This window comes from Verrucomicrobium sp. GAS474 (assembly GCF_900105685.1).
Lineage (GTDB): Bacteria > Verrucomicrobiota > Verrucomicrobiia > Methylacidiphilales > GAS474 > GAS474.
The window spans coordinates 647,102-659,466 of record NZ_LT629781.1 but is presented as its reverse complement, the minus strand read 5'-3'; the positions used below and the strand labels follow the sequence as shown (position 1 = coordinate 659,466).

The window sequence follows — 12,365 nt, the reverse complement described above, 5'->3', positions numbered from 1 at the left end:
TCGTCGCCGATTGTCCGCCGCCCCCCGATGATCTGCCTTGCGCCGCCCCCCGATTGCGTCGACGTTCTCCCCATGAAAACGGCCTCCTCCTCCCCGGAGATCAGCCTCGACCCCGAGCTCCCGATCCTGCGGGCCCTCGTGGCGACGATCTACGAGCAGTCGGGCTACGACTTCCGGGACTACGCCTTCTCCTCGCTGAAGCGGCGGGCGAAGCGGCAGGCCTTCATGGAGGGGGAGATCACGCTGGCCGAGCTGCGGGCCCGGGTCGCCGCCGATCCCGCCGCCCTGGGCCGCCTCGTGGTGGCGCTCACCGTCCACGTCACCGCCATGTTCCGGGACCCGCAGTTCCACCTCCTCTTCCGCCAGCAGGTCGTCCCGATCCTGAAGACCTATCCCTTTCTCCGCTTCTGGGTCGCCGGGTGCTCGACGGGGGAGGAGGTCTACTCCCTCGCCATCCTCCTCCACGAGGAGGGGCTCTACGACCGGTGCCGCATCTACGCCACCGACATCAGCGACGTCGTGATCGAGCGCGCCCGTTCGGGCATCTTCCCCCTCTCCTCGATGCAGGAATACACCCGCAACTACCAGGCCGCGGGCGGGAAGGAGGAGTTCGTCGACTACTACACGGCCGACAGCGAGTACGCGATCTTCCGCCCCTTCCTCCGGGACAACGTCGTCTTCGCCGCCCACAACCTCGCCTCCGACGCCTCGTTCAACGAGTTCCACGTCATCTCCTGCCGCAACGTGATGATCTATTTCAACCGCACCCTGCAGGACCGCGTCCACACGCTCTTCACCGAGAGCCTGGCGACCCTCGGCTACCTGGGGCTGGGGCGGAGCGAGAGCCTCCGCTTCTCCTCCCAGGAGGACTGCTACGAGCCTGTCTCCACGAAGGAACGGCTTTACCGGAAGATCGCATGATCGTCATCGGCGGATCCCTGGGAGGCATGAAGGCGGTGATGGAGGTCCTGCGGGGCCTGCCGGCGACGTTCCCCGGGACGATCGCGGTCGTCCTCCACCGGCAGAAGGAGGACAACGAGACCCTCCTCGAGGTCCTGAGGACCGGCGTCGCCCTCCCCGTCGACGAGGTGGTCGACAAGGAGCCGATCCCCCGCCCGCCCGCGCGGGGCCGCGTCTGGCTCGCCCCGGCGAATTACCACCTGCTGGTCGAGGAAGAGCACCTCAGCCTCTCGACCGACGAGGCGGTCAACTTCGCCCGGCCCTCGATCGACGTCCTCTTCGAGTCGGCCGCCGACGCCTACGGGCCGGGGGTCATCGGCGTCGTCCTGACCGGCGCGAGTTCCGACGGGGCGCGCGGCGCGGCGGCCATCGAGCGGCGCGGTGGCATCGTGATCGTCGAGGACCCCGCCACCGCCCGCTGCCCGATCATGCCCGACGCCGCGCTCCGCGCCGTGAAGGCGGCCCTCGTCCGCCCGATCGGGGAGATCGCCGCGCTGCTGGTCGAGCTGACCATGGCCCGGCAGGAGGGAACCCCGTGAAGGGCGAGCCCCGGGTCAACATCCTCATCGTCGACGACGAGGAATCGAACCTCCTCGCCCTCGAAGTCACGTTGGAGGCCCTCGGCCAGAACGTGATCCGGGCCGATTCCGGCGAGGCCGCGCTGCGGCAGGTGCTGAACCAGGACTTCGCCGTCATCCTCCTCGACGTCCAGATGGCGGGGATGAACGGCATCGAGACGGCGACGCTGATCCGCGAGCGGGAGCGGTCGCGCCACATCCCGATCATCTTCCTGACCGGCATGGTCAAGACCGACGAGATGATGTTCAAGGGGTACTCGGCCGGGGCGGTCGACTACCTCATGAAGCCGATCCTGACCGACGTGCTCTGCGCCAAGGTCGAGGTCTTCATCGAGCTCGCCCAGGCCCGGATCCGCCTCCAGGAGCAGGTCGAGGAGCGGACCCGCGCCGCCTCGGAGATCTCCAAGCTCAACGCCGAGCTGGAGCAGAAGAACACGGCGCTCCTCGAGCGGACGGCGAAGCTCCAGGAAACCGTCACCGAGCTCGAAAGCTATTCCTACAGCATCTCCCACGACATGCGCGCGCCGCTCCGCGCGATGCAGGGCTACGCCGACATCCTGACCCAGGAGGCCTGCGACGGCCTCACCCCCGAGCACCAGGCCTACCTCAAGAAGATCAGCTCCGGCGCCCGCCGCCTCGACAGCCTGATCCAGGACATCCTGAATTACAGCCGCCTCTCGAGCGGCCCGCTCCCGCTCCAGCCGGTCGACCTCGACCGGCTGATCCGCGACATCATCGAGCAATATCCGGGGATGCAGGTCGCCGACGCCGCGATCCGGATCGAGGGCGAGCTGCCGCCGGTCCGGGGCAACGAGGCGAGTCTCACGCAGTGCATCGCGAACCTCCTCGGCAACGCGATCAAGTTCACCCCTCCCGACCGGAAGCCGGAGGTCGCGATCCGGGCGGAGCGCGAGGGGAACGACGTCGTCGTCTGGTTCGCCGACAACGGCATCGGCATCGCCCCGCGCGACCTGGAGCGGATCTTCGGCATCTTCGTGAAGGTCCACTCGCCCGAGACCTACGCGGGGACCGGCATCGGCCTCAGCATCGTCAGGAAAGCCGCCGAGCGGATGGGCGGCAAGATCGGCGTCGAATCGGAACTCGGAAAGGGAAGCCGCTTTTGGCTTCGCCTTCCCCGGGCATAAAGGCGTAAGGTACACGTATGAAGCATATCCTCGTGGTCGAAGACACCGAAGATGATGTCTTTTTCCTCAAGCGGGCGCTCAAGGCCGCCGGGATCACCATCCCGGTCCAGGTCGCCGTCGACGGCCAGCAGGCCCTCGACTACCTTTCCTACTCCGGCGCCTACGCCGACCGGGAACGCTATCCCTTGCCCTTCCTCGTCCTCCTCGACCTGAAGCTCCCCTACATCATGGGCTTCGATGTCCTCCGGTGGATCCGCCAGCAGCCGCCGCTCGCCGACGTGAAGGTCGTCGTCCTCTCCTCCTCCCAGCAGGAGGCCGACATCCAGATGGCCCGGACGCTCGGCTGCAATTCCTATCTCGTGAAGCCGGTCACCGCGGAGAAGCTCGCCTCCCTGATGCAGAGCCTGGAGGAAGGCCGCGTCGACGCCTTCCTTTCTCCGTCGGCCTCTCAAAATGCTTAACAGGCTTAGGGCCCATCTGCATTCATCGGGGGACGCGGTGTTTCTAAAGGTTCTCCCTCGTTGGGTTTCGCTCCTTGAGGGCGTTCAGGCCGCATCGCGTCCCCGTGCCATTCAGGCACGCCTAGGAGCTTAGCTCCTCCGGCGCGGCCTGGTCCTGAATGTCGATTGGTCTTAGACGGGAGCTTTAAAGGAAACCTTCTTGGCGAGGCGGCGGGCGGTGCGGACGAAGGTTTTTTTCGTCGGCGACTTCCCGAGCGCGGCATCTTCCTTGGCGCTCTTCACGGCGAGGGCGAGGGCGGGCTTGTTCGCCGCGGCGAGTTTCTTGTCGGTCGCCGCCTCTTCCTTCAGCGTCGCGGAGAGGGTCGCCGCCGCCGTCTTCAATCCGAGGGCCTGGGCGAGGGCGATGGCACTGGTGTAGGCGGCGATCTCGTAATGTTCCACCCGCTGCGCCGCCGCGATGAGGAGGAGATCCTTCGCCTCGGGCGTCGCCTCCTCGTCGATGGCGTCCTGCCCTTCCTCGACGAGGCCGGCGGTCGCCGCGCACTTCTTGCCCGTCGGCTTCTCGTCGAGGGCGGCGCAGATCGTTTCGATCCGGGAGACGTGCTTTTTCGTCTGTTCGAGGTGGAGGAGGAATCCCTTCCTGAGCGCGGGCGCGGAGGCGGCTTTCGCGAGCTTCGGCAGGGCCTTGGTGATCTGGGTCTCGGCGCTGTAGAGATCCTTCAGCTGGTCGACGAGGACTTGGCGGACGGTGGCGATGGTGTCGGACATGGGTAAGCCTACACCCATGTCCCGGTTCCGCAAACGGGCGGCGGCATTCTTCCGCCGCCCGAGGCGCGACGCGTGGGGCGTCAGACTCCCTCGACCCGCTTCTTCACGTCGGCCTGGACCTCTTCCCACCAGGCGTCGAGGGCGGCGCGGCGTTCCTTCTTCAGGGCGGCGAGGGCGGGAGCGTCGGCGGCCTTGCCGTTGGCGAAGAAGTAGAACTTGATCTTCGGCTCGGTGCCGGAGCCGCGGACGGCCATGCGGCCGCCGTCGGAGAGATGGAAGATCAGCATGGTCTCCTTCGGGATCGGATTGCCGTCGACGTCCTTGAAATCCTGCTTCCCGAAGTCGTCGACGCGGATCACCTGGTGGCCGAGGAAGGCGACGGGCGGCGTGGCGCGGTAGGAGGCGAGGAGGGCCTGGATCTGGGCCGCGCCCTTGGCTCCCTCGAAAGTGAGGGTGCCGAGCTTTTCCGTGTAGTAGCCGAAGCGGAGGTAGATGGCGTCGAGGTAGTCGAGGAGGGTCTGCCCCTTGCTCTTCGCCCAGGCGGCGGCCTCGGCGAGCATGAGGGAGGCGGCGTTGCCGTCCTTGTCCCGGACGTAGTCGCCGCCGGAGTAGCCGTAGCTTTCCTCCCCGCCGAAGAGGAAGAAGGTCCCCTTCTCCAGCTGGAGGGCGCGGCGCCGGGCGAAGGGGAGGGCGTCGTAATCCTTCGCGCCGGTCGCCTGCTCGTACTGGCGGAGTTTCTCGCCGATGTACTTGAAACCGGTGAGGGTCTCGACGTGCTTGATGCCGTAGGCCTCGGCCATCGCCTTCTGGAGGTCGGTGGTGACGAAGGTCTTGATGAGGGCGGCGCGGCCCTTGTTCGCCGGGGTGAGGATGCCCTGGGCGAAGAGGCGGTCGATCCGGTAGAAGGCGAGGATCGAGCCGATCATGTTCCCGGTGATGACCTGGTATTCCCCCTGCGCGTCGCGGATGGCGGCGCCCATCCGGTCGTCGTCGGGATCGGTGGCGATGACGAGGTCGGCCGATTCGGCGCGGGCCTGGGCGATGGCGAGGGCGAGGGCGGCGCTCTCCTCGGGATTCGGCGACTTCACGGTGGGGAAGCGGCCGTCGCCCTGGCGCTGGGCGTCGACGACGGTGTAGTGGAGGCCGACCTCGTCGAAGAGCGGGGGGATGATCTTGATCCCGGTGCCGTGGAGGGAGGTGTAGACGATCTTCAGGTTGTGGGCCTTGGCGAAGATCTCCGGCTCGATGACGAGGGCGGTCTTCAGCGCCTCGATGTAGTCGTCGTCGGCCTCGGGGCCGAGGATCGTGAGGGTGCCGAGCTGCGGCGCGCCGATCTCCGAGGCGGCGAGCTGGCCCGAGGCGAGGGCGTTGACCTCGGCGATGACCCCGGAGGCGTCGGGCTCGACGAGCTGCGCGCCGTCCTGGAAGTAGGCCTTGAAGCCGTTGTCCGGGGGCGGGTTGTGGCTCGCCGAGATGACGATGCCGGCCTGCGCCTTGTAGTGGCGGACGGAGAAGGAGAGCTGCGGGGTGGAGCGTTCCTCGGCGAAGAGGAGGACGTCGTGGCCGAGGTAGCGGAGCTTCTCGGCGGCGAGTTCGGCGAAGGAGCGGGAGTAGTGGCGCGTGTCGTGGGCGATGACGACCTTGCTCGTCTTCCCGGGAAAGGCCTTCCGCAGGTAGAGGCCGAGGCCGAGGGCGGCGCGGCCGAGGTTGGCCCGGTTCATGACGTTGGTGCCGGTGCCGGGATGTTCGGGCGGGGCGGCGGTGACGGCGTCGGGGCCGCCGCTCCCCTGCTCGGCCTTCGTCACTTTCTTGCAGATCGTCCGGCCCCGGATGCCGCCGGTGCCGAAGGCGAGGGCCTTGAAGAAGCGGTCGTTCAGCTCGGCCCATTCCTTCGCGGCGACGAGCTCGCCGACCGAGGCGAGGTCGACCCCGGTGCTCTCCGGCGACTGGACGACGCGGACGATGTTCTCGACGGTCGAGGCGAGGAGGGAGCCCTCCTTCTGCGCGGCGGCGAGGGGTTCCTGGATGGAGGAGAGAAGGGAGGTGGCGGTGGGGGTGGCCATGGTGGGTACGGGATAGCCGATTTTCTTGGGCTGGGGAAGGGTCTTCTGCCATGATTTGACGATGACTCCCGCGAGCCCGCCCTACCGTACCCGGCGCACCGTCAAGCCCCCCCAGATGGACCCTTCCCGCGAGGTTTCGGAAGCGCTTCTGCGGGAAATCCTTGAGGACGCCCATTGGGCCCCGACCCACGGGCTGACGCAGCCGTGGCGGTTTCACGTGTTCGCGGGCGCGGCCCGGGCGCGGCTGGCCGAGGGGCTGGTCTCGATCCACGACCGGATCGTTCCCGAATCGCCCGCGAAGGCGGAGAAGCGGGAGAAGATGCGGGGCGCGGCGCTGACGGCCCCGGTCGCGGTGGCCGTCCTCGCCTACGTCGAGCCCGAGGCGACGCGGAAGATTTCCGAACGGGAGGAGATCGAGGCGGCCGCGTGCGCGGTCCAGAACCTGATGCTCTCCGCCCACGGCCACGGCCTCGGCTCCTTCTGGGCGACGCCCCCGGCGGCCTGCGCGCCCGAGTTCGCGGCGTGGCTGGGGCTCGACGCCCATCACCTCCCCCTCGGGATGGTCTACCTCGGCTATCCGAAGCCGGGGATCGCGGCAACCTCGGCGCGGGTCCCCCTCGACGAGCGGGTGACATTCCATCGCTGACCGGCCCCATGAAAACCTCGCTCGCCCTCGCCGGAATCGCCTGGTTCGCCTGCGGCCTGGCGCAGGGGGCGGTGCCCTATCCCGTCGTCGATACGGGGCAGACGGAATGCTACGACGCCCAGGCCGCGATCGCGCCGCCGGAACGGGAGGAGCGGTTCTACGGGCAGGACGCCCAATACCGGCGCAACTCCCCGGCCTACGTCGACAACAAGGACGGGACGGTCACCGACGCGGTGACCGGCCTGATGTGGCAGAAGACGCCGGGCCGGAAGATGACGTGGGACGAGGCGGCGGCCTCGGTCGCCGCGTTCGACAAGCAGGCCCTCGGCGGCTATGCCGATTGGCGGCTGCCGACGGTCAAGGAACTCGATTCGATCCTCCTCTTCGTCGGGATTGAGCCGAAGCCGGGGGCGACCTCCGCGGTCGGCGCGAAGCCGTTCCTCGATCCCCGTTTCTTCGACCTCTCCTACGGCGACGTGCTGAAGGGGGAGAAGATCGGCGAGGCCCCGTTCTGGTCGGCGACGCCCTATGCGGCGACGACGATGGAGGGCCGCCGGACGGCCTTCGGGATCGACTTCGCGACGGGCCGCCTCCAGGGCTACGGCGTCGATCCCTCTGGACCGCCGCCGGGCAAGGGCGGCTATGACCCGAACGGGATGGGGATCGCGGCGCGGGAACTGGCGAAGAAGGCCTTCGTCCGCTACGTCCGCGGCAATCCCGGCTACGGGACGAACCGCTTCGTCGACAACCAGGACGGGACGGTGAGCGACCTCGCCACCGGTCTGATGTGGCAGAAGGGCGACAGCGGCAAGGCGATGGGCTGGGAGGCGGCCCTGCAATATGCGGAGACCCTCTCCCTCCACGGCCTCGTCCGGTGGCGGCTGCCGAGCGCGAAGGAGCTGCAAAGCCTCGTCGATTACACCCGCGCCCCCGACGTCGCCGATCCGGCCGACCATGCCGGGGCGGCGATCGACCCGCTCTTCGACGTCAGTCCGGTCCTGAACGAGGCGGGAAATCCCGATTTCCCCGCCTACTGGACGAGCACGACGCGGACGATCCAGACGGCGGCCGGACCGCGCTCCGATGCGGCCCTCACCGTCGCCTTCGGACGCGCCCTCGGCTACGTCGGCAAGCCGCCCGGCTCGACGACGAATCTCCGCCTCCTCGACGTCGACGGGGCCGGGAGCCGACGGGCCGATCCGAAGGAAGGGGACCCGGCCAAGTTGCCGAAGGGAATGGCCTTGCAACGGATCGAAAACTACGTCCGCTGCGTCCGCGATCTGCGGTGAGCCGTCTGGCTCTGGGATGCGGGGCCGGAAGATTTTGCAAATGCGTTTAACGCCAGGAGGCCGATGGAATCGGTCTTCGGGGATGGCGGGGTACGTTGTTTTCTTAGGGTTGCAATGTGTGGAAAACAACACAGTTCAAGATGAGTGTCATTCGGTTACATGAAGAGCTGGGCTTTGCAAAAGCGGATTGTTTTCGGCTTCTCGATCGTGCTGTTCCTCTTGGTCTTTCTCGCAGGGGCCTCGTTCCAGCTTCTCCTCGGCATCCGGGCCGCGAAGAGCCGGTCCGCCAGAGTCTCGATGAATCGTCGGCAAGGTGCGGCAGGCGACCCCGCTCCCGATCGTGATCGCGTGACAGGGTGACTGGTCGGGAAGTGATCAGCGGGTGATCAGGGATTGATCATCGGGGCGGGCTGAGGGGATAAGAGTTCGGCTGCTCGGAGCCCTATATCTACTCAGCTTCCAGAGTAGGGCGTCGCGCGGGGATCGATGTGGCATGGGCGATGCGACTCTCCAGTCATGAAAAACTGGACCCTACAAAAACGGATCGCCTTCGGCTTCTCGGTCGTGCTGCTCCTCCTCGTGTTCTTGGCGGGTGCTTCGTTCAACCTTCTCCTCAACATCAAGTCGTCGGTCCACAAGGTGGATGACGACGCTATTCCCGGCTTGGTCTTTGTGGCGAAGATCGAGGCGCTGCAAGGGGAACGGGTGGCGGCGGTGCTGACCCATCTCCTCTTGCCGACGCCGGAATTGATGGCGGTCCAGGACAAGAAGCTGATCGATATCAAGGAACGGGGCGAGGCGTTGGAAGCTGAATTCGCCAAAACCTCCCTGAGCTACGAAGAGAGGAAAGACCTGGCCGAATATGACGCGGCCCGGCGCATCTACAATGCGGGACGGGAAAAGGTCTTGGAATTGAGCCGGGCCGAGAAGAAGGCCGAGGCCTTTGAATTGAATGTTCGAGAGGTGATTCCGTTGAGGATCGCCCTGGGAGTGAAAATCCAGCAGATGTTCGATCACCAGCTCGCGCAGAGTCATGCGTATTCCGAGACAAGTAATCGCCTGATCGCCTCCGGTCTCCAAATCCTCCTCGGCGTTTCCCTCCTCGCCCTGGTGGCGGGGATCACCCTGGCAGTCGTGATTTCCCGTTCGCTGAATGCGGCGCTCTGTGAGGTCTCGCAGATGCTGGAGCACGGCTCGCACGAGATCGTCTCGGCGGCGGGGCAGGTCTCCTCCGGGAGCCAGATGATGGCCGAGCGGGCGAGCCAGCAGGCCGCCTCCCTCGAGGAGACGAGCGCCTCCCTCGAGGAGGTCGGCAGCATGACGAAGCGCAACGCCGAGGGCGCGGTCCAGGCGCAGCATCTTTCCGGCGAGGCCCGCGCCGCCGCCGAGGACGGCGTCGTCCGCACCGCCGAGATGGAGAAGGCGACGACCTCGATCGAGGCCGCGAGCGTCGAGATGGCGGCGGCGATCTCCGATATCCAGAAGTCGAGCGGAGACGTCTCGAAGATCATCAAGACGATCGACGAAATCGCGTTCCAGACGAACATCCTGGCCCTGAACGCCGCCGTCGAGGCGGCCCGCGCCGGGGAATCGGGCGCCGGGTTCGCCGTCGTCGCCGAGGAGGTCCGCTCCCTCGCGAAGCGAAGCGCCGACGCGGCGAAGGAGACCGCCCGGATGATCGAGGAATCGGTCACCCGGAGCGAGCGCGGCGTCGCAGTCAACGAGCGGGTCACGGCGCAGGTCGCCGAGATCGCCGCGAAGAGCCGGACGGTCCGCGAGAGCCTCGAGGGGATCGTCGGCAAGGTGCGGCAGGTCGACACCCTGATCGGGACGATCGCGACGGCCTCGAAGGAGCAGACCGCCGGCATCGACCAGATCAATTTCGCGGTCTCCCAGATGGACCAGGTCACGCAGGGCAACGCCGCCGGGGCCGAGGAGAGCGCCGCCGCCGCCGAGGAGCTGAGCGCCCAATCGACCGAGCTCCGCTCCGCCGTCGGCATCCTCACCCGCCTGGTCGGCGGCCACGCGGAAGCGACGGGCGTGGCGATTCCGGGGTCGATCCCGATGGCCGCCGCCCAGCCCGTCCGCCCCGTCCGGCCCGCGCTGCGGACGGCGTTCCGTTCGGAGTAGGGGGATCCTTCCCTAATCGAGGCAGCCCGACGCCCGAATAACCGGTGCCGCGGCGCGGGGGCTCTCGATCCGGAGGAACGCCAGCGTGATCGCCGCCCCGGCCAGCGCGGGAATGATCGCCACCCACGGGATCGCGGCGAGCGGGTGGCCGTGGTCGAGGACCGCCCCGCCGAGGGCCGCGCCGAGGGCGTTGCCGAAGTTGAAGGCGCCGATGTTGAGGGTCGAGGCGAGGTTGCCTCCGCCCGCCTCGGCCGCCTTGTTCACGACGCGGGCCTGGAGCATGGTGCAGACCGCGAACGACAGGAATCCCCAGAGGCAGAGGAGCGGGATCGCGGTGAGGACGTTCCGGCCTCCCGCGCCGAAGAGCGCCAGCCCGCCGACGAGGGCGAGGAAGGCCCCGAGGAGCGAGGGGAGGAGCCGCCAATCGGCGAGGCGGGCCCCGGCGAGGTTCCCCGCCGTGATCCCGACGCCGCAGAGGAGCAACACCCAGCCGACGTGGCCCGGGGCGATCCCGGTGACCTCGCGGAGGTAGGGCGCGATGTAGGTGAAGAGGGCGAACATGCTCGTCGAGGCGAGGACGCTGGTGACGAGCGCGGAGAGGACGGCGGGGAGCCGGAGGCTCGCCACCTCGCCCTTCCAGCCCTCCCCCTTTTCCCGCGCGAGGTGGGGAACCCAGAGGGCGACGGCGGCGCAGGCGACGAGGCCGATGGCGGCGACGGCCCAGAACGTCGCCCGCCATCCCTCGGCCTGGCCGAGGAGGGTGCCGAGGGGGACGCCGACGATGTTCGCGATGGTGAGGCCGCTGAACATGAGGGCGATGGCCTGGCCCCGCTTCTCCGGCGCGGCGAGGTCGGCGGCGACGACGGCCCCGATGCCGAAGAACGAGGCGTGGCAGAGCGAGGTGACGATCCGCGCCGCCATGAGGAGGCGGTAGTCGGAGGCGACGGCGCAGGCGACGTTCCCGAGGATGAAGAGGAGCATGAGGCTCGCCAGCGTCCCCTTCTTCGGGAGGCGGAGGGAACTCGCCGCCAGCACCAGGAGCGGCCCCCCGAGGGCGACGCCCATCGCGTAGGCCGAGATCAGCGTCCCGGCCTTCGGGATCGAGATGCGGAGGTCGTCGGCGACCTCGGGAAGGAGGCCCATGATGACGAACTCGGTCGTCCCGATGCCGAAGGCGGCGGCGGCGAGGGCGAAGAGGGCGAGGCCGGTGTGGACCGGCTTGCGGGGGCTGGCGGACATGGCTGGTTGGAGGGAGGGTTAGACCGCCTTGGGGTTGCGCTCGGTGAAGAAGTGCTGGTGCCAGTAGGGATAGGGCGCGGGGAGGACGCTCGCTTCGTCGAGCCTCGCGACCTGCTCCTTCGTGAGGTTCCAGCCGACGGCCCCGAGGTTCTGGCGGAGCTGTTCCTCGTTGCGCGCGCCGACGATGACGGTGCTGACGGTCGGACGCTGGAGGAGCCAGTTCAGGGCGATCTGCGGGACGCTCTTCCCGGTCTCGGCGCTCAGCGCCTCGAGGGCGTCGGTGACCTTGTATAGGTATTCGTTGTCGACCTGCGGCCCCTTCGAGTTGGAGAGGTCGGACTTGAGGCGGCTCGTCTCGGGGAGCGGCTTGTTCCGGCCCACCTTGCCGGTGAGGCGGCCCCAGCCGAGGGGGCTCCAGACGACGGCGCCGACTTTCTGGTCGAGGCCGAGGGGCATCAGCTCGTGCTCGTAATCCCGCCCGATGAGGGAGTAGTAGGTCTGGTTCGCGACGTAGCGGGACCACCCGTATCGATCGGAAACGGCGAACGACTTCATCAGGTGCCAGCCGGAGAAGTTCGAGACGCCGAGGTAGCGGATCTTCCCCGCTTTCACGAGGCCGTCGAGGGTCGAGAGGGTCTCCTCGACCGGCGTCGAGGCGTCGAAGCCGTGGAGCTGGTAGAGGTCGATGTAATCGGTGCCGAGCCGTTTCAGGCTTCCCTCGACGGCGCGAATCAGGTGGTGGCGGGAGGAGCCGACGTCGTTGATGCCGTCGCCCGCGCGGAAGGTCCCCTTGGTCGAGATCAGGACCTGGTCGCGGCGGCCCGCGACGGCCTTCCCGAGGATCGACTCGGCGGCGCCGTCGGAATAGATGTCGGCCGAGTCGAAGAGGTTCAGCCCGGCTTCGAGGCAGATGTCGACGAGGCGGGTCGCCTCGGCCACGTCGCTCTGCCCCCAGGTCTGGAAGAATTCGTTGGTGCCGCCGAAGGTGCCGGTGCCGAAGCTGAGGACGGGGACGCGGAGGCCGGAGCCGCCGAGGTGTCTGTATTCCATGGTGATCCTTTGGGTTTGGGGGTGGGTCGGGTTTCG

Annotated in this window: 11 protein-coding genes; 7 read left to right on the top strand and 4 right to left on the bottom strand. The window is 67.8% G+C overall.

Annotated elements, in window-relative coordinates:
- Positions 1-72: 72 nt before the first annotated feature.
- From BLU04_RS02765 to BLU04_RS02750, 4 genes are read left to right on the top strand one after another with little or no spacing between them, the layout of a single operon-like run.
- A complete protein-coding gene (locus BLU04_RS02765; RefSeq protein WP_093288422.1) occupies positions 73-921 on the top strand; it encodes a protein-glutamate O-methyltransferase CheR in 849 nt (282 codons plus the stop codon).
- Positions 918-1,499 carry a chemotaxis protein CheB gene (locus BLU04_RS02760; protein WP_093281918.1) on the top strand — a complete coding sequence of 194 codons (582 nt, stop codon included), beginning with the start codon at positions 918-920 and terminating at the stop codon, positions 1,497-1,499. The genes BLU04_RS02765 and BLU04_RS02760 overlap by 4 nt, the downstream gene beginning before the upstream one ends.
- Positions 1,496-2,683: an ATP-binding protein gene (locus BLU04_RS02755; protein ID WP_093281915.1), complete on the top strand. Its 1,188-nt coding sequence runs from the start codon at positions 1,496-1,498 to the stop codon at positions 2,681-2,683. Before BLU04_RS02760 ends, BLU04_RS02755 begins: the two co-directional genes overlap by 4 nt.
- 17 nt (positions 2,684-2,700) lie before the next feature.
- On the top strand, positions 2,701-3,144 hold the full coding sequence (locus BLU04_RS02750) for a response regulator (RefSeq protein ID WP_093281912.1): 444 nt from the start codon (positions 2,701-2,703) through the stop codon (positions 3,142-3,144).
- Between the two features lie 171 nt (positions 3,145-3,315).
- Here the strand turns inward: BLU04_RS02750 and BLU04_RS02745 are convergent, their stop codons facing one another.
- Both BLU04_RS02745 and BLU04_RS02740 read right to left on the bottom strand, forming a co-directional pair.
- Complete coding sequence (locus tag BLU04_RS02745) at positions 3,316-3,912, bottom strand: ferritin-like domain-containing protein (RefSeq protein WP_093281910.1); 597 nt, start codon at positions 3,910-3,912, stop codon at positions 3,316-3,318.
- A gap of 80 nt (positions 3,913-3,992) precedes the next feature.
- On the bottom strand, positions 3,993-5,975 hold the full coding sequence (locus BLU04_RS02740; protein ID WP_093281907.1) for a phospho-sugar mutase: 1,983 nt from the start codon (positions 5,973-5,975) through the stop codon (positions 3,993-3,995).
- Positions 5,976-6,036: 61 nt separating this feature from the next.
- Between BLU04_RS02740 and BLU04_RS02735 the strand changes: the two genes are divergently transcribed.
- The 3 genes from BLU04_RS02735 to BLU04_RS02720 all read left to right on the top strand — a co-directional run bounded on the left by BLU04_RS02735 (position 6,037) and on the right by BLU04_RS02720 (position 10,040).
- Positions 6,037-6,621 carry a nitroreductase gene (locus BLU04_RS02735; protein WP_093281904.1) on the top strand — a complete coding sequence of 195 codons (585 nt, stop codon included), beginning with the start codon at positions 6,037-6,039 and terminating at the stop codon, positions 6,619-6,621.
- Between the two features lie 8 nt (positions 6,622-6,629).
- A complete protein-coding gene (locus tag BLU04_RS02730; protein WP_093281900.1) occupies positions 6,630-7,910 on the top strand; it encodes a DUF1566 domain-containing protein in 1,281 nt (426 codons plus the stop codon).
- Between the two features lie 516 nt (positions 7,911-8,426).
- Positions 8,427-10,040: a methyl-accepting chemotaxis protein gene (locus tag BLU04_RS02720; RefSeq protein ID WP_197673011.1), complete on the top strand. Its 1,614-nt coding sequence runs from the start codon at positions 8,427-8,429 to the stop codon at positions 10,038-10,040.
- A 12-nt stretch (positions 10,041-10,052) separates the two neighbouring features.
- Here the strand turns inward: BLU04_RS02720 and BLU04_RS02715 are convergent, their stop codons facing one another.
- Both BLU04_RS02715 and BLU04_RS02710 read right to left on the bottom strand, forming a co-directional pair.
- Positions 10,053-11,279 carry an MFS transporter gene (locus BLU04_RS02715; protein WP_093281895.1) on the bottom strand — a complete coding sequence of 409 codons (1,227 nt, stop codon included), beginning with the start codon at positions 11,277-11,279 and terminating at the stop codon, positions 10,053-10,055.
- Between the two features lie 18 nt (positions 11,280-11,297).
- Positions 11,298-12,329 carry an aldo/keto reductase gene (locus BLU04_RS02710; protein ID WP_093281892.1) on the bottom strand — a complete coding sequence of 344 codons (1,032 nt, stop codon included), beginning with the start codon at positions 12,327-12,329 and terminating at the stop codon, positions 11,298-11,300.
- Positions 12,330-12,365 lie beyond the last annotated feature (36 nt).

What these genes read in the sequence shown, in the direction of transcription:
- BLU04_RS02765 (WP_093288422.1), top strand. Translation starts at nt 73, where the DNA reads ATGAAAACGGCCTCCTCCTCCCCGGAGATCAGCCTCGACCCCGAGCTC.
- BLU04_RS02760 (WP_093281918.1), top strand. Translation starts at nt 918, where the DNA reads ATGATCGTCATCGGCGGATCCCTGGGAGGCATGAAGGCGGTGATGGAG.
- BLU04_RS02750 (WP_093281912.1), top strand. Translation starts at nt 2,701, where the DNA reads ATGAAGCATATCCTCGTGGTCGAAGACACCGAAGATGATGTCTTTTTC.
- BLU04_RS02745 (WP_093281910.1), bottom strand. Translation starts at nt 3,912, where the DNA reads ATGTCCGACACCATCGCCACCGTCCGCCAAGTCCTCGTCGACCAGCTG.
- BLU04_RS02740 (WP_093281907.1), bottom strand. Translation starts at nt 5,975, where the DNA reads ATGGCCACCCCCACCGCCACCTCCCTTCTCTCCTCCATCCAGGAACCC.
- BLU04_RS02735 (WP_093281904.1), top strand. Translation starts at nt 6,037, where the DNA reads ATGACTCCCGCGAGCCCGCCCTACCGTACCCGGCGCACCGTCAAGCCC.
- BLU04_RS02730 (WP_093281900.1), top strand. Translation starts at nt 6,630, where the DNA reads ATGAAAACCTCGCTCGCCCTCGCCGGAATCGCCTGGTTCGCCTGCGGC.
- BLU04_RS02720 (WP_197673011.1), top strand. Translation starts at nt 8,427, where the DNA reads ATGAAAAACTGGACCCTACAAAAACGGATCGCCTTCGGCTTCTCGGTC.
- BLU04_RS02715 (WP_093281895.1), bottom strand. Translation starts at nt 11,279, where the DNA reads ATGTCCGCCAGCCCCCGCAAGCCGGTCCACACCGGCCTCGCCCTCTTC.
- BLU04_RS02710 (WP_093281892.1), bottom strand. Translation starts at nt 12,329, where the DNA reads ATGGAATACAGACACCTCGGCGGCTCCGGCCTCCGCGTCCCCGTCCTC.